We start from the raw sequence: 17,340 nt of genomic DNA on the forward strand, positions 1-17,340 counted from the left end.
AAAAGATGTCCCAGGTGCTTGTCCTTGCCGAACACGTGCAGGGCGAACTGAAAAACAACGTGGCCGAGCTGCTGGCGGCCGCCGCACGGCTCGGGGAGCCGGCCGCCGTCGTCGTGCGCCAGCCGGGAACCGGCGCGCAGCTGACCGCCCGGCTCGGCGAACTCGGCGCCGCCGCGGTGTACGTCGCCGACGTCGAGGAAGCCGACGCGCTGCTGGTCACCCCGCAGGTCGCCGCCCTGGCCGCCGCGGTGGCCGCCGCCGGCGACGTCTCCGCGGTGCTGGTGGGCACGTCGATCGACAGCCGCGAAGCCGCGGCCCGCCTGGCCGTCCGCCTCGGCGCGGCATTCCTCAGCGACGTCGTGGACCTGGCAGCAGCGCCCGACGGCGTGCGGGCCACCCAGCAGGCCTTCGGCGGCGCGTACACGGTCACCGCCACGGCGGCGCGCGGAATCCCGGTGATTTCGCTGCGCCCCAACTCCGTGCCCGGAACGGCCCCCGCCGCCCAGGCCCAGGAGATCCGGCTCGCACCCGGCCCGAACATGGCCGCCGCGGCCCGGATCACGGCCCGCCACGAAGGGCAGGCCGTCTCCACCCGTCCGGAGCTGACGGCGGCCGATATCGTCGTCTCGGGCGGCCGCGGCCTGGGTTCGGCCGAAAACTTCGTGCTGGTCGAGCAGTTGGCCGACGCCCTGGGGGCGGCCGTCGGCGCCTCGCGCGCCGCCGTCGACGCCGGCTACTGTGCCCACACGATGCAGGTGGGCCAGACCGGCACCACCGTCTCGCCCAACCTCTATCTCGCCCTGGGTATCTCGGGAGCGATCCAGCACCGTGCCGGCATGCAGAGCGCCAAAACGATCGTGGCCATCAACAAGGACCCGGGCGCACCCATCTTCGAGATAGCGGATTTCGGCGTCGTCGGCGATGTCTTCACCGTGGTGCCGCAGCTGATCGAGGCCGTCAACGCGCGGCAGGCGGTCGGCAGCCCGGCCGGCTGAGCAGGCCGCCGCGAGCACATGCCGGAACCGGCACCCAGACACAACCGAGCGGGCGGGCCGCAGCGGCCGCCCAAGGGGGATTCACAGCATGGAAATTTCGCAATCAGCAGCCCTGGTCACCGGCGGCGCGTCCGGACTGGGCCTGGCCACGGCCACCCTGCTGCATGAGGCCGGGGCCTCGGTGGTCCTGGTCGACCTGCCGCAGTCCGCGGGCGAGGAGCAGGCGGCCCGCCTCGGGAACCGGGCGGCGTTTGTGGCCGCCGATGTCACGGACCCGGACCAGGTGGCGGCGGCGATCGACAGGGCCGGTTCGCTCGGCCCGCTGCGCATCACGGTCAACTGCGCCGGCGTCGCCACGCCCGGAAAAATCATCGGCCGCTCCGGCCCGCTCCCGCTCGAGGACTTCGAGCGCGTGGTGCGGATCAACCTCGGGGGCACCTTCAATGTCCTCCGGCTGGCCGCCGCGGCCATGCAGGCGCTGGAACCGGCCGGCGAGGAACGCGGGGTCATCATCAATACCGCGTCGGTCGCGGCGTTCGACGGGCAGATCGGCCAGCCGGCCTATGCCGCCTCGAAGGCCGCCGTGGCGGGACTGACCCTGCCCGCGGCCCGCGAATTCGCCGCCAGCCTCATCCGGGTGGTGGCCATTGCCCCGGGCATCTTCGAGACCCCGATGATGGCCGGCCTGCCGGAGAACGCCCGCGAGTCGCTGGGCAGCCAGGTCCCCCACCCCTCGCGGCTGGGGCGCCCGGACGAATACGCCCAGCTCGTCCGGCACATTGTGGAAAACCCGATGCTCAACGGCGAGACGATCCGCCTGGACGGCGCCATCAGGATGGCTCCGCGATGAGCCCGCTTCGGAGGAAGGCAGCGTAATGTCCACTTCGACACGACCATCCCCGGTCACCCATGCCCGGTGGTTCAAGCCCGCCGTCGCCGGCGCCGCCGCCCTGGCGGCACTGGTGCTGGTGGTGCTGGCGGCCCAGGGGCTGCGGACCCTGCCCGCGGTCCAGTCCTTCATCGCCGACTATCCGGGCCATACGGACCTGCCGGCGGGCGCGCCGACCGGGCTGCCGGCCTGGCTGGGCTGGCAGCATTTCCTCAACGCCTTCTTCATCGTCCTGATCATCAGGTCGGGGTGGCGGGTGCGCACCGTGACCCGGCCGCAGGCCTACTGGACCAGGAACAACAGCGGCCCGGTCCGGACCAAGAACCCGCCGCAGAAGATCAGCCTGGACCTGTGGTTCCACCTGAGCCTCGATGCGCTCTGGGTGCTCAACGGGCTGGTCTTTATGGTCCTGCTCTTCGGGACCGGCCAGTGGATGCGGATCGTGCCGACCAGCTGGGACGTCATCCCGAACGCGATCTCCACCGCGCTTCAATATGCCTCGCTGGACTGGCCCACCGAAAACGGCTGGGTGGCCTACAACAGCCTGCAGGTGCTGGCCTACTTCAGCATCGTCTTCATTGCCGCCCCGCTGGCGCTGCTCACCGGCCTGCGGATGTCCCCGGCCTGGCCGAAGAACGCGCCGGGACTCAACAGGCTCTACCCGGTCGAGGCGGCCCGGGCCGTCCACCTGCCGGTCATGTTCTATTTCGCGGCCTTTGTGGTGGTGCACGTGAGCTTGGTGCTGGCGACCGGAGCGCTGCGGAACCTGAACCACATGTACGGATCACGTGATGACGCCAGTTGGGTGGGGTTCTGGATCTTCGCGGCCTCGCTGGTGGTCATGGTCGCTGCCTGGTTCCTGGCCCGGCCGCTTTTCCTGCGCCCCGTCGCCTCGCTGTTCGGGAAGGTCACGCGGTAGGAATGGGTCAGCAGGGGAGTGGCAGCAGATGAAGGAAACCACGGTTCCGGCCGGCGGGGCCGCGTGGGCCTGGACGGTCGTCATCCCGTTCAAGGGCGGCCCCGGCGCCAAGAGCCGACTCGGCACCGGCACGCCGGGAACCGCGGGGTTCCGGCCCGACGTGCGGCAGGCCTTGGCCTTGGCCTTCCTGGCTGACACAGTTGCCGCCGCGCAGGCGGTGCCCGCAGTCGGTCGGATCGTGATCGCCTCCTCCGACCAGGCCGTGCTCACCGTCCCGGACATCGTCCTGGTCGCCGACCCCGGACGGGGACTGAACGCCGCCGTTACCGCAGGCGTCGAATGGGCCCGGGAACAGCAGGACGGCGGCCCGGTCGCAGTCCTGGCCGGCGACCTGCCGTCCCTGACCTCCGGCGACCTGGCCGCCGCCCTGGACCTGGCCGCTGGCCACCGGCTGGCCTTGGTGCCGGACCGCCACGGCACCGGCACTACCCTGATTACCGCCGCCCCTGGAACCGAACTAGTACCGAGGTTCGGCCCCGGATCCTGCGAGGCGCACCGGCGGGATGGGCACTTCCTGCTGCCCGTGTCCGCGGCCTCCACCCTGCGCGCCGACGTCGACACGCCCGCCGACCTCGACCGAGCCCTGCGCCGCGGCACCGGCCCCCGCACCCGCGCCATAGTCCTGCGATCCGGGCCTACGGCAGCGGGGGGCACAATCAGGAATGGCTCCCGCGCATGGCGGCCGGCGAGGCCATCGGCTGCTTCGGCCTGACCGGGCCCGACCACGGAACGAACCTGCCCTAGGGCAACCACGCGCTAGCAAATCCCATCAACAATACATTTAATAATTGATCGTTTCCGCCACGTGGCATAGCATCCGTTCCAATGCACAAATTAGTGACACGCCGCACACCACGGACCTGGTGGGCCTGAACGTCCGGCTCGGCATCGCGGCGTAGCTGCGCCCTACGTTGGATGACAGGTTTGCCGCCACAGATCCTCCATGGGAAATTTCCCGTGTCGGGCCGGGGGGAGGAGCGGCTGTCGATTCTTTGATTGGAGCCGGAATTAGTGAAGATCCTTGTGAATATTGCCAGCGACGGGTTCGATGGCTTCCTGACGCGGGTCAAGGCGGCAGAAGACGCCGGACTCTATGGCGTGGGGGTCGGCGATACGCCGCACTTCCGTGACCCGTATGTCAGTCTGGCCGCCGCTGCGGCAGCGACATCGCGGATACGCCTGGGCACGGCGGTGACGAATGCGGTTACGCGCCATCCCGCCGCCCTGGCCGCCGGGGTTTCGGCGCTTGACGACCTCTCCGGGGGGCGTGCTTTCCTCGGAATCGGAGCCGGCGACAGCGCGGCCCACCATCGCGGCCTGCGGCCCTCGAAACTGGCGGAGTTGAGGGAGTCGATTGCTGCCGTCCGCGACCTGTTCGCCGGTGGCACGGCTCGGTTTGGCGGCAAGGACGTTGGGGCGCAGTTTACGACGGGGCAGGTTCCCGTGGTGCTTGCCGCCGGCGGGCCTGGGTCGTTGCGCCTGGCCGGGGAGATTGCGGACACCGTGCTCATCGGCGGTGGGATTGATCAGGTCAATGTGTCAACGGCCATCGGGGCGGTGCGCGACGGCGAGGCGGCGGCTGGACGCCGGCCCGGCTCGGTAGGCATCTGGATCGTCGCCCGGACCGCCATTGCTCCGAGCCTGGAAGAGGGCTATGAAAGCGTGAAGGTCGTGCTTTCCGTCGCGGGAAACCATGCATTGCGTGCCGATCTGGCGTCGGGCCGGGTGCCGGCGGAGCTGGCCGAGCCTGCCCGTGCATACTGCGAGCGATATTCCTTTGCACACCATGGCACGGCGGGGGACAATCCCAACGTTGCCCTGTATGAATCACTGGGGTTGCGGGAGTATCTGCTGGAGAGGCTGGCGGTGATTGGGACCGGCGAGCAGGTCGCGGCAGCCTACGGCCGGCTGATGGACATCGGTGTCGAGGGCGTGCTGGTGCCGGCCGTGGCCGAAGACAGCCTGCAGCTTATTCAGCGCCTGGGCGACGAGGTTGTTCCACGGGTGGGAACAGGCTCGGAATCCTTGGTTGACTGAGCCGCCGGTGTGGGGACGGCGCCGTCGCCGGTTGGGTCGGGTGCCGGCAAAGCCCGCCGGCGTCCCGCCCAACTGCGTGGGCCGATGGCAGCTGTTCATCTGAGACGATTGTTACTATGATAAATAGAGTCGTTTTTCAGGTTATCTTCTAAATCTCGTGGCTTTCTCCCGGACCAGTTCGTCGAAAGCTACTATGAATTGAAGAGTTGATTCAGTTTTCGGCTGTCCCGTGGCCGTTCTCGGGTGTGTCCGCGACCGCAGCCGCAGCGGTGCATTCTGTCCAGCAAGGAGTGCCATGGAGGTAGCCCGGCAGCGCCGGATCGAGCTGGCACGGGTTCCCGGTGCACGGCTGGAACAAGCGGACTTCGCCGTGCGCGCCATGGAGCGCACGGCGGGCGCCGTACAGTTTGCCAAGGCGATGGGTGCCATTGTCGTAGCCAGTGCAGCGGGGCCGGAACGGACTGCCTTCGTGCGTGATGAACTCGGTGTCGAACTGGTGATGGACCGCAGCCGCGAGCTCGCGGAGCAGTTGCATTCGCTCGCACCGCACGGGCTGGACGTCTACATCGCCTCCGTCGGCGGGGACCGGCACGCACCCGTCCTGGCGAATACCGGATCCATGATCCGTTGGGCAATCAGTATGGCGGGGCTGCGGATCGAGGACCATCCGTGGCTGCGACCTTCGCTGGAGACCTTCGTGGCACAGCATCGATCAAGCAGAGGGCGGCCGATGGCCATACGCGCCATTGCTCACGTCCGGCACGGCTTGGATAATCTGCCTGCGGCAATTGTGGATGTCCTGGCGGGCAGGGGAATCGGCCGCGGCATCGTAGGCGTGAGGGAACTGGGAGTGGATACGTGAGTACCGGAACGATTGGGCAGAGCACTGCCGACACTACGGGGCAGACCCGGACCGGCCGGGCGCTGGCCCTGCTGGGCGACCACTGGACACTGTTGATATTGCAGCGGGTCTTTATGGGAGACCGGAAATATCAGGAGATCCGCGACGCGGTACACGTTTCGGACTCTGTGCTTTCGAACCGGCTCAAGGCGATGACCGATGGCGGGCTGCTGCTCAAGATGCCCTACAAGGATGGACGCATCCGCTATGAATACTGCCTCTCCGAAGCGGGCAAAGCGACGTGGCGGATCTTCGTTGCGGCCTGGGCCTGGGAGCGGAATTGGCTTGAGCCCGTGCCCGGCCGTCGGACGGAACTGTTCCATTCACTGTGCGGGCATCACGTGATGCCGAATCTGGTTTGTGGACGATGCACCCTTCCGGTGACCACCCGGGATACATCCGTGATGCGTACTGCGGCCTCGCTCGCCTACGTAGTTTCGGGCCCGCGGCGCCACCGTCAGCGTCGAACGGCGGAGATGAAGCACGATTTCGGATTCCAGCCGGAGATGATGGAGCTGCTGGGAGACCGCTGGAACCTTGCCCTACTCTCTGCTGCCGTCATTGGCATCCGGCGCTTTACCGACTTCGAACGGTATCTGGGAACCCCGCCGACGGTCCTGTCAACCCATCTAACCCGCTTGGTCGAGCTCGGGATTTTCCGCCTCCAGGAATTGGCAGGCAGCAGCGGGCGCACCGACTACCGCTTCACCGACAAGGGACGGGCGCTCTCCGGAGTGCTGATGCAGGTGGTGCGCTGGGCGGACGAGAACATCCTCACGGGTGAAGAATCCTCCATCGAGATCATCCATGACCCCTGTGGACGCAAACTGGTCCCCGAGTATGCCTGCAGTGATTGCGGAAAGCTGCTCAAGCGCCACGAAGTTCGCTTCGAACTTCTAAATTCGTAACTTCCTTTTTTATGTTTCGTAGCTTACGGGCCTCGCATCCCCTTCCTATTGCTTGCCGTTGACATATCTGACTTCGTTAATCATAGTAAAAGCTGGAGATGTTCCTGGGCAACGAAGCTCCTTCCGTGCAGTTGGCCATCGGTCGTTGGCGGGAGGCGACCTCGTTGAACGACAGTGATGGAAGGGCTTGAGGGACTATGGGAACGATTAATGTGACATTGGGTCTGTGGCAGGACCGGCCCGCGGAAGAGGCGCTGGAGACTGCCGCAGCCGCTGACCGGCTGGGCTATTCGGAGTTGTGGATCGGCGAAATGGCGACCTACGACGCCTTCTCCCTGGCCACGGCTATCGGCCTGCAGAACAAGAGGATCACTCCGGCGGTGGGCCCGTTTGCGGTGTCCGTGCGGACACCGGTGAACGTTGCCGTGAGTGCCGCGACGGCTTCGTCCCTGATCGGCCGCCCGGTCAATATTGCGCTGGGGACCTCCAGCAACGTCGTCGTGACCGAATGGCACGGGCAGCCGCGTGAGAAGCCGGCCAAGCGGCTCGAGGAAGCCACTGAGGTTGTCAGCCGCCTGTTGAAGGGTGAGAAGGTCGATTTCGACGGTGAAACCCTGCACACCAAGGGTTACCACCTGCGGCTTCCCTCCCCCGGATCCTCGGTGGCTGTTGCTGCCTTTGGCCCGCGCGCCATTAACTTTGCCGCCGCCAATGCCGACCGCGTCCTGCTGAACATGGTGACCGTGGAATCGGCGCGCCGGCTGTGCGACCAGATCGCAGCTGCCGCGAAGGCCGCCGGCAGGCCCAAGCCGCCGGTCGCACTCTGGCTGGCGACCTCGGTGGATCCGACGCCCGAGGACCTGAAGCAGATGATCCGAAGCAAGACCGGGTATCTGGCCGCCCCCGGCTACAGCGACATGTTCATCGAGGCCGGCTTTGGCGACCTGGTCGCCTTGGCCAAGACCCGCCCGCATCCGAAGGAACTGCGGGCCGCGATGCCCGATGCCGAACTGGCCGCCGTCACCTGCATCACCGGCAGTATCGGCGATGTGGAGTCCCGGATCAGCGCCTACTTCGATGCCGGTGTCGACGAGATCTGCATCGTCCCGACCACAGCCGGTGATCCGGGCGGTGTGCGGACCCTGACCGAGATTTCCAAATTGCTCTAGGGCGCCCGTTCCCAGCCAATGACCAAGCCGTGAGGAGAACTAACTATATGAATGCCGACCAACTACTGCTCGAGGGTGTGCGGGTCCTGGAAATGGGACAGTACATCTCGGCTCCGAGTGCCGCCCGGGCCCTGGCAGACCTGGGGGCCACCATCATCAAGGTGGAGAATCCGCTCACGGGAGGGGACCCCACGCGGTGGATGCGCGGTGGCGAGACGGACTGGAGCCCGCAGTACGCCTCGTGGAACCGGGGCAAGAAGAGTGTGGCGCTGGACGTTAAGAGCGAGGAGGGGCGCCGTGCCCTGCATACGCTCGTTGGAACATGCGACGTCCTGCTGGACAATGTCAGGCCGGGTGTCCTCGACAGGCTGGGGCTGGGGCCGGAGGAGCTGAAAGCCATTAATCCCGGCCTGATCCACTGCACCATTACCGGCTTTGGTCCGACCGGCCCGATGGCCGACCAGCCCGGTTACGATTCGGTGATCTCGGCACGCTCCGGCCTGTACAGCGAGATGACGCTGAAGGGGTCCACCCCTGCCGGCCCGCTGTTTTCGGACCTGCTAACCGGAATGCGCGCTGTCCAGCTGATCAGTGCCGCGCTGGTCCACCGCGAACGCACCGGCAAGGGCTGCCGCCTGGACGTTCCCATGCTCGGCACGGTGACCGATTTCATGGGTGAAGCCGTTGCCCAGGTGACCGCCGGAACGCACACCGGGGAATCCCACGCACGCCAGGCCCGCGTCGGGATGCTGGCGTGTACAGCCGCCGACGGCAAGTCCTTCATCCTCAATATCGGCGAACGGCCGGAAACTTTTGAACTTCTCAAAGAGATTTTCGAGGCCAACGGTGCGCTCGATGACAGCCGGTTCGCCACCTTTAACGACCGGGTGAACAACCACATCGAATTCAATGCGGCGGTCAACCGGCTGACCGTCCTGCGTGACCGCGATGAATGGATGAAGAGGTGCGCCGAGGGCAAGCTGCCCGCCTCGCCGATGCAGACCTTGGCGGAGGCGATCGAGGACGAGCAGGCGAAGCATCTCGGTCTCGTCGAGGAGACCCGGGTCGATACGGACCGGACGATCCGGTTGGCCTCGCCGGGGTTCCTGGTCAACGGGAAGCCGGCCACCGGGCAAGGCGTACCGCCGAATCTGGGTGCGGATACCCGGGCCGAGCTCGAGGCGGTCGGTGTGCCTGCCGGGGATGTTGCAGCGATAGAGGCGACCATTGCTGCCGCGGGAATCGACAAGCGGGTCGAAGCCCGGCGGGCCTTGGCCGCACCGACGCGCTAGGCCGGCCGCGCAGAAAGCCCGCCGGGTGCCGTACATTACGGTGCCCGGCGGGCCTTCTGTGCCCTTTTGGCGGATTGCGGGCGAATCGATGGGCATGCCGATGACGTTCGTCCATGAAGGGAAGGCAGCCCGTCCGGAATCGTGGCGATCTCGGACGGGCAACCCGTGCCGCTGCGGCTGAGCGAAACCTGCTCCGGAACTAGACGAAACGGAATTCGGTACCGCAAATTGTCTTCGTGTCCCCGCGCCTGGCCGGATCCAGCGGGGTGAGGTGCAGTGTGGTGAGCCCTTGCCATCCATTGGCGGGGACGAATTTCAGGTAATTGCCGCCGAGCCTGACGGTGTTGGCCCCGGCATCGAGTTCTGCCTGAAATACATCCGCAGTGGCCGCGGCAATGGCCTCGGGATCGTGGACTGCGACATCGGCGCCGACGATGTCTTTGACGATGGTGCTTTGGGTGTAGGTCTCGGGGCGCCCGGTCCACCAGCCGTCCGGCAGGTCATACTCGTAGGTCTCCAGGCGCGTCCCGAAAACCTCGGGATCGAACTGAATGACCTTCTGGCCCTGGAATTTCTTGTCTTTAGTCAAGGTCAGATTCCTGGCCAGGGCTCGTTCGCGCAGCTGATAGCAGTCCTGAGTCTGGAGGACGACCATCTGCGCGCATTCGCCGCCGCGGTCCTCCAGTACCCCGTGCAGGCGGTGGTTGGCCCAGATTGGCTGGCCGACCTCGATGAAGGAATTGCCGACCATCATGATCTCGTTGACGAACCCGTATTCGAGCGTGTAGGTGTGCGTGTGGCCCTGCCCCACACCGAGCCACTCGTGCAGCTCGCCGCTGGTGGCGGCGAGATTCTCCGAGGTGAGGACGTAGTGGCGGATGACGGTGTCCAGACGATGCGGCATAAGACAAACTCCTGGCTTAAAGTGGCGGAGGCAACCTGCGCGATTGGTGGTTGTTGGCGACATGAAGTGTCGAAGTGTTCCCTAGATTACACAGCCCCTGAAGGAGCAAGAAATGGCCCAGATCATCGTTGTCGGTGTCGACGGAAGTGAAACGGCCATGACGGCCGCCCGAACTGCCGCCCGGCTTGCCGCCGGCATGCGTGCCGACCTGCGGGTCGTGACGGCCTATGAACGGGGTGACGGTGAGGGCGTGGTCGCAATTGGCAATGACCGGTGGCTCGTCTCCGACAGCGCCGGGGCGGAAGCCCTGGCGAAGGAGATCGCCGCGGAACTGGGCGAAACCGCCCCGGAGATCACCTTCGCAGCGATTCCCGGCAAGCCCCACGAGGTGCTTATCGACGAAGCCGAACGCCTCGGGGCGAAGCTGATCGTCGTCGGCAACCGGCGGATGCAGGGGCTGGGACGCGTGCTTGGCAGTGTGGCCAATACCGTCACACACCACGCTCCGTGCGATGTCTATGTCGCGAAGACTGTGTAGGTCACTTCGAAAGTCGTAACAATCTCGAATATTTGCCTTGAATGGGGAGAACGCCGCCCACACAACCCCTAAAGCTGGACGACCTGGCCGATCTGGACGCCAGGTTCGATGAGGCACGCAGTGTTCCCGCTCGCCCTCCCAGCAGAAGGCCTGCATCGCAGCGGATGTCCAGGGGACTGACAGGATTGTCCGGGGACCAGGGGATATAGCGCCACGGCCCTACTACCTGTCGTCCGGCACCTGAGTAGAGAAGCGGCCCCGGTTTTGTACGCCCGGAGGGCAATTGCTTGATGCCCTCGTCCTCGATTCCCGTCATGTCGACGCGGAAATTCGAAGTGCGCTGGCTCAGCCGGTAGCGTCCTAGGCAACGGTAGGCGGAGCCCGGACGCTGTCAGGCACACAGGGTTCGGCAGGTTCTAGTCATCGGAGGAATTGAAGAGATGCGGCTTTTCGACGACCAGGCGGTCTCGGAGTTCATCGCCCAGGGGTGGTGGACCGGAGATACCTGGGGGGACTGCCTGCGGCGCTCAGTCATCCGCTTCCCCGACCGGGAATGCCTCACCGACGCCCCGAACAAGGCTGCCTTCATGGGACAGGCACCGCTACGGCTCACCTGGACCGAGTTCGAGGCGGCAGTGGACCGCTGCGCGGAGATCCTTTACGGCCACGGGATCCGCAAGGACGACGTGGTGGGAGTCCAGATCCCGAATTCGGTGGAACTGATGATTACGTATCTTGCCCTGAACAGGCTGGGCGCCATCCTCTCGCCCTACCCTGTTGCCTATCGTCGGCACGAACTTTCGCAACTGGCTCCGATAGCCGGTGTGCACGCCATTGTGACCACGGCAGGTTTCTCCGGCCGGGACCTGCGGGAAGACGCAGCCGCCGTCCTGGCGGGGGCGCAGGCCCGGGGCGGGCTATTTGCCTGGCACGCCGAAGACGGCGGGCAGTGCCACGGCCTGGATCTGGTCGACGTGCTGAAAGGTCCGCGCGGCGACATAGAGTACGGCGCCTATGTCCATGCACTGCAGCCACACCCCAACGACTGCGCAATGATTCTGTTCACCTCCGGGACAACTGGTGCCCCGAAGGGCGTGCCGCGCGGCCACGGTGATTCGCTGGTCAGCGCATCGGCCACGGTGGCCGCTCCCGGCCTGACCTACCGTGACGTTGTGCTGGCCCCGATGCCGATGGTCAACGGTGGGGCACTGTCCGGCATGTTCCTTCCCTGGCTGCTGACCGGCTGCCGCCTGGTGCTGCACCAGCCGTTCAACCTCGAGATTTTCGCCGCGCAGATCGAGTCGGAATCCGTCACGTACTCCGTGGCACCGCCGACGATCCTCAACGACATGGTGTCGGATGACACGATCTTCACCCGTTACGATCTTTCCTCGCTGCGGGTCCTAGGTTCCGGATCCGCGCCGCTGAGCGCCTGGATGATCAAACGGTGGGAGGCCGACCACGGTGTCGAAATCATCAACTACTTCGGCGCGACCGAGGGAGTGCAGTTGTTTGCCGACCGGGATGCGGTACCGGACCCGGGACTCCGCGCCCGCTACCTGCCCAAGCCGGGTTCGCCGCTCTTCCCCTGGCGCACCGAGGTAGGCCGGCGCAGCGAATCCCGGCTGGTCGACACGGAGACGGGCGAAGAGGTAACACGCCCCGGCAGGCACGGTGAGCTGCGGGTCAAGGGACCGAATATTTTCTGCGGGTACCTCCATGGCGCCGGGGATGCCTTCGATGAGCTCGGCTTCTACCGCACCGGCGACCTGTTTGAATACTCCCCGGACCACCCCGACCTGTTGATTCTGGTGGACCGGGCCAAGGACGTGATCATCCGCGGTGGACTGAACATTTCGGCTGCGGAGATCGAGGCCTTGCTCGTCGCCCACCCGAAGGTGGCCGAGGTGGCGGCAGTGGGCAGGAAGGACGCGCGGTTGGGGGAGCGGACCTGCGTTTTCGTGGTTCCGCGCCGGCAGGCGGATCCGCCGACCCTGGCCGAACTGGTGGATTTCCTGAACGAGGAACAAGTCGCCAAATACAAGCTGCCTGAATTCCTGGAGCTGATCGAGGCCATGCCGCGCAATCCGGCGGGCAAGGCGTTGAAGGTCCAGTTGCGCCGCATGGTCAACGGCGGGGACGGCAGCGCCACCGGCCAGTAGCTTGCGGTGTCAACGGCGCGCCGAGCCACATCCAGTGCCCGCTATGCTTACTCGTCACGGAAGCCGGTGCCGCAGATCGCCTTGGAGGCTCCCTTGCGCTGCAGGGATGTGAGTTCCAGAGCGGCCGGCCCGCACCGTTTTCCCCGTTGGCCTGAAAGAAACCCCACCGTCTGCCCGTCGACGGTGACGGAGTGGCTCGACGAGTCGAGCGCGGCCCGGAACAGATCTACAACATCGGCCGCTGCTGTCGCCGGGTCCTTGACAACGCTGCTCGCCTTTGAACCGGACGTAGCCGGTGCGCCCAACCAGCCGTCCGGCAGGCCGGTTGGCATTGGCAGGTTCCGGTCGGCGGGGAGGGAGGTAGTGCCGCTCCCGCAATTGTGCGAAGTCTGCCAACTTGGCTGGACGCTGGTAACTTCTAAATTTGTAACTCTTGTCTCTCAGTGTTGGAAGTCGGTTCATCAATCCGCGACCCGTCGGTCCGGCTATGTTTCGCATAATCTGCTAGCTAGCTGCAATCTTTTCAGGTAGTTCGCGGTGAATAGTTGACAAGGCTGACTTCGTAACTAATAGTATAAAGGTCAGCCTGTGAGATCAATCACGAAGTGGTGGAAATTGATAGTACTCAAGCGCCTCGGCAGCTCTCTTGCCCTGCTGACCATGGTTTCGGCCATCACCTTTTGCATGATCCTTCTGGTCCCGGGTGATCCGGCCGTAACCGCGGCCGGACCTGAGGCGACCAATGAACAGATCGAGGAAACGCGTGAACGCCTCGGCCTGAACGACAACATGCTCGTTCAGTTTGGCCGGTGGTTTGCCGGCGCCGTCTCCGGTGAGCTGGGCAGTTCCCTGCAGGGCGGGACCCCGGTGTCCCAACTGATCGGAGAACGCTTCCCCGTGACCCTTGGCCTGGCGGTTGCCGCCCTGGTCATCGCCGTGGCGGTTGCCGTTCCGGCCGCGATCATCGCCGCTGCCAACAAGGGCAAGCTGGTCGACCGGCTGATCACCCTGGTTGCCTCCGCCGGCGTTGCGGTCCCGACGTTCTGGCTGGGACTGATGCTGGTGGTCGGATTCTCGCTGTACGCCAGGCTGCTGCCGTCCTCGGGCTATGCCCCGTTCTGGGAGGACCCGCTGGAGTGGGCCCGATTCATCATCATGCCCGCGCTCACCCTTGCAGCGGCCCCTGCCGCCGAGATTGCCCGGCAGTTGCGCGGATCGATGATCGGGGTGCTGGAGCAGGACTACATCCGCACGGCGACGGCGAAGGGCCTGCTGCCGCGGGCCGTGCTGCTCAAGCATGCCTTGAAGAACGCCGGCGTTCCCGCGATGACGGTGATCGGGCTGCAGGCCGCGTTCCTGCTGGGCGGTTCCGTCATCGTTGAACAGATTTTCGGTATCCCGGGCCTGGGTGCGCTGTCCATCACCGCCGTCCTGCAGCGCGACATTCCGGTCATCCAGGGTGCCGTACTGGTGACTGCGATCTCCGTCCTTGTAGTCAACCTGCTCGTTGACCTGTCCTACCGAATCTTCAACCCGAAAGTGCGTTGAGACCATGATTGAAACCAGCGAACGCACGCCGGACCCGACCGCGGATGTCTGGGTCGAAGCGACCCGGCGCGCGATTCAGGAGCGGGAGTCCGGCTACCGCCGCAACACCAAGGAACGGACGAAGCCGTGGGCGCGGTTCAAGAAACGCTTCCTGAAGCAGCGTGCCGGCATGGTGGCGGTGGTGTTCCTGCTGCTGGTGGTCCTGACGGCCGTGTTTGCGCCGTGGCTTGCGCCGCTGGACCCCAACAAGCAGAACCTTGGCCAGATCCTGCAGTATCCGAGTGCGGAACACCTGCTTGGTACGGATGACCTGGGCCGGGACGTGCTGTCCAGGCTGCTCTACGGAGCCCAGGTATCGCTCGTGGCCGCGGTCCAGGCGACCGGCATCGGCGTCCTGCTCGGGCTGCCGTTCGGTTTGATCGCCGGCTACGCGGGGGGCAGGACCGACCGTGCCATCATGTTCGTCAATGACGCGCTGATGAGCATGCCGGGCCTGCTGCTGGCCATTGCCATTGTCGGCATGCTTGGCCCCGGGCTGACCAACGCCATGGTTGCCATCGGCATCGTCTTTGCCCCCCACATCCTGCGCATCGTCCGCGGAAGCGTGATGGAGGTCAAGGAAGAAACCTACATCGAGGCATCGCGCAGCCTGGGCACGCCCACCTCGCGGATCATCGTCGACCACGTGCTGCGCAATGTCCGTTCTCCCTTCATCGTCGGCGTCTCGCTGATGACCGGCCGGGCGATGCTCAACGAAGCGAGCCTGAGCTTCCTGGGGATGGGCGCCCAATATCCGGACGCCAGCTGGGGAGCCATGCTGGGACGGGCCTTCCCGTACGTTGACCGCGCGCCGTTCCTGATTATCTACCCGGGTATCGCGATTGCACTCGTTGTGCTGGCATTCAACATTGCCGGCGATGCGCTGCGCGACTCCCTTGGACGCGAGACGAGAAAGAGCTAAGTGATGAATGTGGACAACGGCGCCGTCCTGCTGCAGACGTCGGAACCAACGCAGCAGCCGGTCAAACCGCTGGTCTCGGTCAAGGACCTCTCCGTGGAGTTCGTCACGGACCACGGCTGGCAGCGGGTGATCAACAACGTGTCCCTGGAGATCGCGCCGGGGAAGATCCTTGGCGTCGTCGGCGAATCAGGGTCGGGCAAGAGCGTCACGAGCCTGGCCATGATGCGCCTGCTGCCCAAACAGGGAAGCCGGATTGCCGGCGGCTCGATCGAGATCGACGGCGAGGACATCCAGTCCCTGGATGACAAGGCGCTCTCGCAGATGCGCGGAAACCGCATGGCGATGATTTTCCAGGAGCCCATGACCAGCCTTAACCCGGCCTATACCATTGGCGAGCAGATCGCTGAAACGGTGCGCCGGCACAAGCGGGTTTCCTCGAAGGAAGCCTGGAAGCGCGCTGTCGAATCCCTGGACGACGTCGGCATTCCCAACGCCGCCGGCAGGGCGCGCCGCTATCCGCACGAATTCTCCGGCGGCATGCGCCAGCGGGCCATGATCGCCATGGCCATATCCTGCAAGCCGCGCGTGCTGATCGCCGACGAGCCGACGACGGCGCTGGATGTCACGATCCAGGCACAGATCCTGCAGTTGCTGCGGAGCATGTGCGAAGACCTTGGCCTGGCCATGATGTTCATCACGCACAACATGGGGGTCGTCGCCGATACCTGCGACGACGTGGCCGTGATGTACGCCGGTGAGATCGTCGAACGGGCCGGGATCTACGAGATCTTCGCCCAGCCGAAGCACCCCTACACCGAAGGTTTGCTGCGTGCGGTGCCGAAACTGCAGGGACGCAGCGAACTGGCCTCGATTCCGGGTACGACGCCGGCGCCGTGGGACATGCCCCCGGGGTGCCGGTTCCAGCCGCGCTGCCCGTACGCGGTCCCCGAATGTGCCGAGTCCCCGCTGCCCCTGCGCCAGATTGCAGACCGGAGCTCCCGCTGCCTGCGCGTTGGTGAACTCGACCTGAAAGCGAGCAAATGAGCGAACAGCCAGTCCTGGAGGTTGCCGGACTTGAAGTCAGCTTCCCCGGCAAAAAGAAGATGTTTGGCAAGGCCGCACCCATACGCGCGGTCAAAGGCGTCAGCCTGTCCATCCAGCCGGGCGAGACGCTGGGCCTGGTCGGCGAATCCGGCTCGGGAAAATCCACCGTCGCCCGTGCCCTGATGCGCCTGATCGAACCCGCAGCCGGACGGGTAACGCTCAAGGGTGAGGATCTGACCGCGTTGAAGGGATCGGCACTGCGCAAGGCGCGCCGGAACATTCAAATGGTTTTCCAGGATCCCTATTCCTCGCTCGATCCCTCCGCCCTGGTTGCGGACACCGTCGGCGAGGCGCTGGAGGTGCACGAAGGGCTGAAGGGCAAGGAACGTGACGCCCGGGTGGCGGAGCTGCTGGAACTGGTCGGCCTCGCCGGCCACCACCTGGAGCGCTACCCGTACGAGTTCTCCGGCGGTCAGCGCCAGCGCATTGCCATCGCCCGCGCGCTGGCCCTGAACCCGGCCGTCGTGGTCTGCGACGAAGCCGTCAGCGCGCTGGACGTCTCCACCCAGAACCAGATCATCGGCCTGCTGGAGGGGCTGCGCGAGAAGCTGAATGTCGCGTATCTGTTCATCTCCCACGACCTGGCGGTAGTGCGCCATATCTCCGACCGGGTGGCGGTGATGTACTTCGGCCATTTGGTGGAAGTGGGAACCGTTGAACAGATTTTCGAGCGGCCGGCCCATCCCTACACCAGGGCCCTGCTCTCCGCGGTACCGATTGCCGACCCGGTCCGGCAGCGCGGCCGGAAAACGGCCATCCTCAGCGGCGAGATTCCGGACATCGTCAATCCGCCGAAGGGATGCCCCTTTGCCAGCCGGTGCGAGTTCGCCACCGACGCCTGCACCGAGAAGATGCCGGAATTCCGCGACCATGACGGATCCTCGGTGGCGTGCTACCACCCCTTAGAGAATTCCCCCACGTCCGAAGCTTTCGCACTTTCCCAGTAACGAAGG

General features: G+C 65.5%; 16 protein-coding genes and 1 pseudogene. 15 read left to right on the forward strand and 2 right to left on the reverse strand.

Features of this window, described 5'->3' with window-relative positions; translation table 11 throughout:
• Window positions 1-5 precede the first annotated feature (5 nt).
• From LVY72_RS16085 to LVY72_RS16125, 9 genes and pseudogenes are all read left to right on the forward strand, one after another.
• A complete protein-coding gene (locus tag LVY72_RS16085; RefSeq protein WP_237822703.1) occupies window positions 6-995 on the forward strand; it encodes an electron transfer flavoprotein subunit alpha/FixB family protein in 990 nt (329 codons plus the stop codon).
• A gap of 88 nt (window positions 996-1,083) precedes the next feature.
• Window positions 1,084-1,845 (forward strand): SDR family NAD(P)-dependent oxidoreductase, encoded by a 762-nt coding sequence (locus LVY72_RS16090; protein WP_237822706.1) that lies wholly within the window; start codon window positions 1,084-1,086, stop codon window positions 1,843-1,845.
• 25 nt (window positions 1,846-1,870) lie between these two features.
• Window positions 1,871-2,803 (forward strand): cytochrome b/b6 domain-containing protein, encoded by a 933-nt coding sequence (locus LVY72_RS16095; protein WP_237822708.1) that lies wholly within the window; start codon window positions 1,871-1,873, stop codon window positions 2,801-2,803.
• Between the two features lie 28 nt (window positions 2,804-2,831).
• Window positions 2,832-3,464 (forward strand): annotated as a pseudogene (gene cofC, locus LVY72_RS16100) (2-phospho-L-lactate guanylyltransferase); the annotation flags it as partial.
• A gap of 410 nt (window positions 3,465-3,874) precedes the next feature.
• Entirely contained in the window at window positions 3,875-4,900 is a 1,026-nt protein-coding gene (locus LVY72_RS16105) for an LLM class flavin-dependent oxidoreductase (protein ID WP_237822711.1), read from the forward strand.
• Window positions 4,901-5,195: 295 nt separating this feature from the next.
• Window positions 5,196-5,762, forward strand: coding sequence for a zinc-binding dehydrogenase (locus tag LVY72_RS16110; protein ID WP_237822713.1), 567 nt, complete (start codon window positions 5,196-5,198; stop codon window positions 5,760-5,762).
• Complete coding sequence (locus LVY72_RS16115; RefSeq protein WP_237822715.1) at window positions 5,759-6,709, forward strand: winged helix-turn-helix transcriptional regulator; 951 nt, start codon at window positions 5,759-5,761, stop codon at window positions 6,707-6,709. The genes LVY72_RS16110 and LVY72_RS16115 overlap by 4 nt, the downstream gene beginning before the upstream one ends.
• Window positions 6,710-6,921: 212 nt before the next feature.
• Window positions 6,922-7,878, forward strand: a complete 957-nt coding sequence (locus tag LVY72_RS16120; protein ID WP_237822717.1) for an LLM class F420-dependent oxidoreductase — start codon at window positions 6,922-6,924, stop codon at window positions 7,876-7,878.
• Window positions 7,879-7,925: 47 nt separating this feature from the next.
• The gene (locus LVY72_RS16125) at window positions 7,926-9,170 is read left to right on the forward strand and encodes a CaiB/BaiF CoA transferase family protein (RefSeq protein ID WP_237822719.1); all 1,245 of its coding nucleotides are present in this window, start codon (window positions 7,926-7,928) and stop codon (window positions 9,168-9,170) included.
• 199 nt (window positions 9,171-9,369) lie between these two features.
• Here LVY72_RS16125 and LVY72_RS16130 read toward each other — a convergent pair whose 3' ends face one another.
• A complete protein-coding gene (locus LVY72_RS16130) occupies window positions 9,370-10,074 on the reverse strand; it encodes a hypothetical protein (RefSeq protein ID WP_237822721.1) in 705 nt (234 codons plus the stop codon).
• 112 nt (window positions 10,075-10,186) lie between these two features.
• On the opposite strand from LVY72_RS16130, the gene LVY72_RS16135 reads away from it, so the two are divergent.
• Together LVY72_RS16135 and LVY72_RS16140 are read left to right on the forward strand one after the other, a co-directional pair.
• Window positions 10,187-10,612, forward strand: coding sequence for a universal stress protein (locus tag LVY72_RS16135; protein WP_237822724.1), 426 nt, complete (start codon window positions 10,187-10,189; stop codon window positions 10,610-10,612).
• A 440-nt stretch (window positions 10,613-11,052) separates the two neighbouring features.
• Window positions 11,053-12,774 (forward strand): class I adenylate-forming enzyme family protein, encoded by a 1,722-nt coding sequence (locus LVY72_RS16140; RefSeq protein ID WP_237822726.1) that lies wholly within the window; start codon window positions 11,053-11,055, stop codon window positions 12,772-12,774.
• Between the two features lie 47 nt (window positions 12,775-12,821).
• Here LVY72_RS16140 and LVY72_RS16145 read toward each other — a convergent pair whose 3' ends face one another.
• On the reverse strand, window positions 12,822-13,106 hold the full coding sequence (locus tag LVY72_RS16145) for a hypothetical protein (protein ID WP_237822728.1): 285 nt from the start codon (window positions 13,104-13,106) through the stop codon (window positions 12,822-12,824).
• 256 nt (window positions 13,107-13,362) lie between these two features.
• Between LVY72_RS16145 and LVY72_RS16150 the strand changes: the two genes are divergently transcribed.
• The 4 genes from LVY72_RS16150 to LVY72_RS16165 are packed head-to-tail and all read left to right on the forward strand — an operon-like array spanning window position 13,363 to window position 17,334.
• Window positions 13,363-14,322: an ABC transporter permease gene (locus tag LVY72_RS16150; protein WP_237822731.1), complete on the forward strand. Its 960-nt coding sequence runs from the start codon at window positions 13,363-13,365 to the stop codon at window positions 14,320-14,322.
• A gap of 4 nt (window positions 14,323-14,326) precedes the next feature.
• Window positions 14,327-15,283 (forward strand): ABC transporter permease, encoded by a 957-nt coding sequence (locus tag LVY72_RS16155; RefSeq protein WP_237822733.1) that lies wholly within the window; start codon window positions 14,327-14,329, stop codon window positions 15,281-15,283.
• Between the two features lie 3 nt (window positions 15,284-15,286).
• Window positions 15,287-16,327, forward strand: a complete 1,041-nt coding sequence (locus tag LVY72_RS16160) for an ABC transporter ATP-binding protein (protein ID WP_237822735.1) — start codon at window positions 15,287-15,289, stop codon at window positions 16,325-16,327.
• On the forward strand, window positions 16,324-17,334 hold the full coding sequence (locus LVY72_RS16165; RefSeq protein WP_237822737.1) for an ABC transporter ATP-binding protein: 1,011 nt from the start codon (window positions 16,324-16,326) through the stop codon (window positions 17,332-17,334). Before LVY72_RS16160 ends, LVY72_RS16165 begins: the two co-directional genes overlap by 4 nt.
• Window positions 17,335-17,340 lie beyond the last annotated feature (6 nt).

The organism is Arthrobacter hankyongi, assembly GCF_022012395.1.
Lineage (GTDB): Bacteria > Actinomycetota > Actinomycetes > Actinomycetales > Micrococcaceae > Crystallibacter > Crystallibacter hankyongi.

What these genes read in the sequence shown, in the direction of transcription:
- LVY72_RS16085 (WP_237822703.1), top strand. Translation starts at nt 6, where the DNA reads ATGTCCCAGGTGCTTGTCCTTGCCGAACACGTGCAGGGCGAACTGAAA.
- LVY72_RS16090 (WP_237822706.1), top strand. Translation starts at nt 1,084, where the DNA reads ATGGAAATTTCGCAATCAGCAGCCCTGGTCACCGGCGGCGCGTCCGGA.
- LVY72_RS16095 (WP_237822708.1), top strand. Translation starts at nt 1,871, where the DNA reads ATGTCCACTTCGACACGACCATCCCCGGTCACCCATGCCCGGTGGTTC.
- LVY72_RS16110 (WP_237822713.1), top strand. Translation starts at nt 5,196, where the DNA reads ATGGAGGTAGCCCGGCAGCGCCGGATCGAGCTGGCACGGGTTCCCGGT.
- LVY72_RS16125 (WP_237822719.1), top strand. Translation starts at nt 7,926, where the DNA reads ATGAATGCCGACCAACTACTGCTCGAGGGTGTGCGGGTCCTGGAAATG.
- LVY72_RS16130 (WP_237822721.1), bottom strand. Translation starts at nt 10,074, where the DNA reads ATGCCGCATCGTCTGGACACCGTCATCCGCCACTACGTCCTCACCTCG.
- LVY72_RS16135 (WP_237822724.1), top strand. Translation starts at nt 10,187, where the DNA reads ATGGCCCAGATCATCGTTGTCGGTGTCGACGGAAGTGAAACGGCCATG.
- LVY72_RS16140 (WP_237822726.1), top strand. Translation starts at nt 11,053, where the DNA reads ATGCGGCTTTTCGACGACCAGGCGGTCTCGGAGTTCATCGCCCAGGGG.
- LVY72_RS16145 (WP_237822728.1), bottom strand. Translation starts at nt 13,106, where the DNA reads ATGCCAACCGGCCTGCCGGACGGCTGGTTGGGCGCACCGGCTACGTCC.
- LVY72_RS16155 (WP_237822733.1), top strand. Translation starts at nt 14,327, where the DNA reads ATGATTGAAACCAGCGAACGCACGCCGGACCCGACCGCGGATGTCTGG.
- LVY72_RS16160 (WP_237822735.1), top strand. Translation starts at nt 15,287, where the DNA reads ATGAATGTGGACAACGGCGCCGTCCTGCTGCAGACGTCGGAACCAACG.
- LVY72_RS16165 (WP_237822737.1), top strand. Translation starts at nt 16,324, where the DNA reads ATGAGCGAACAGCCAGTCCTGGAGGTTGCCGGACTTGAAGTCAGCTTC.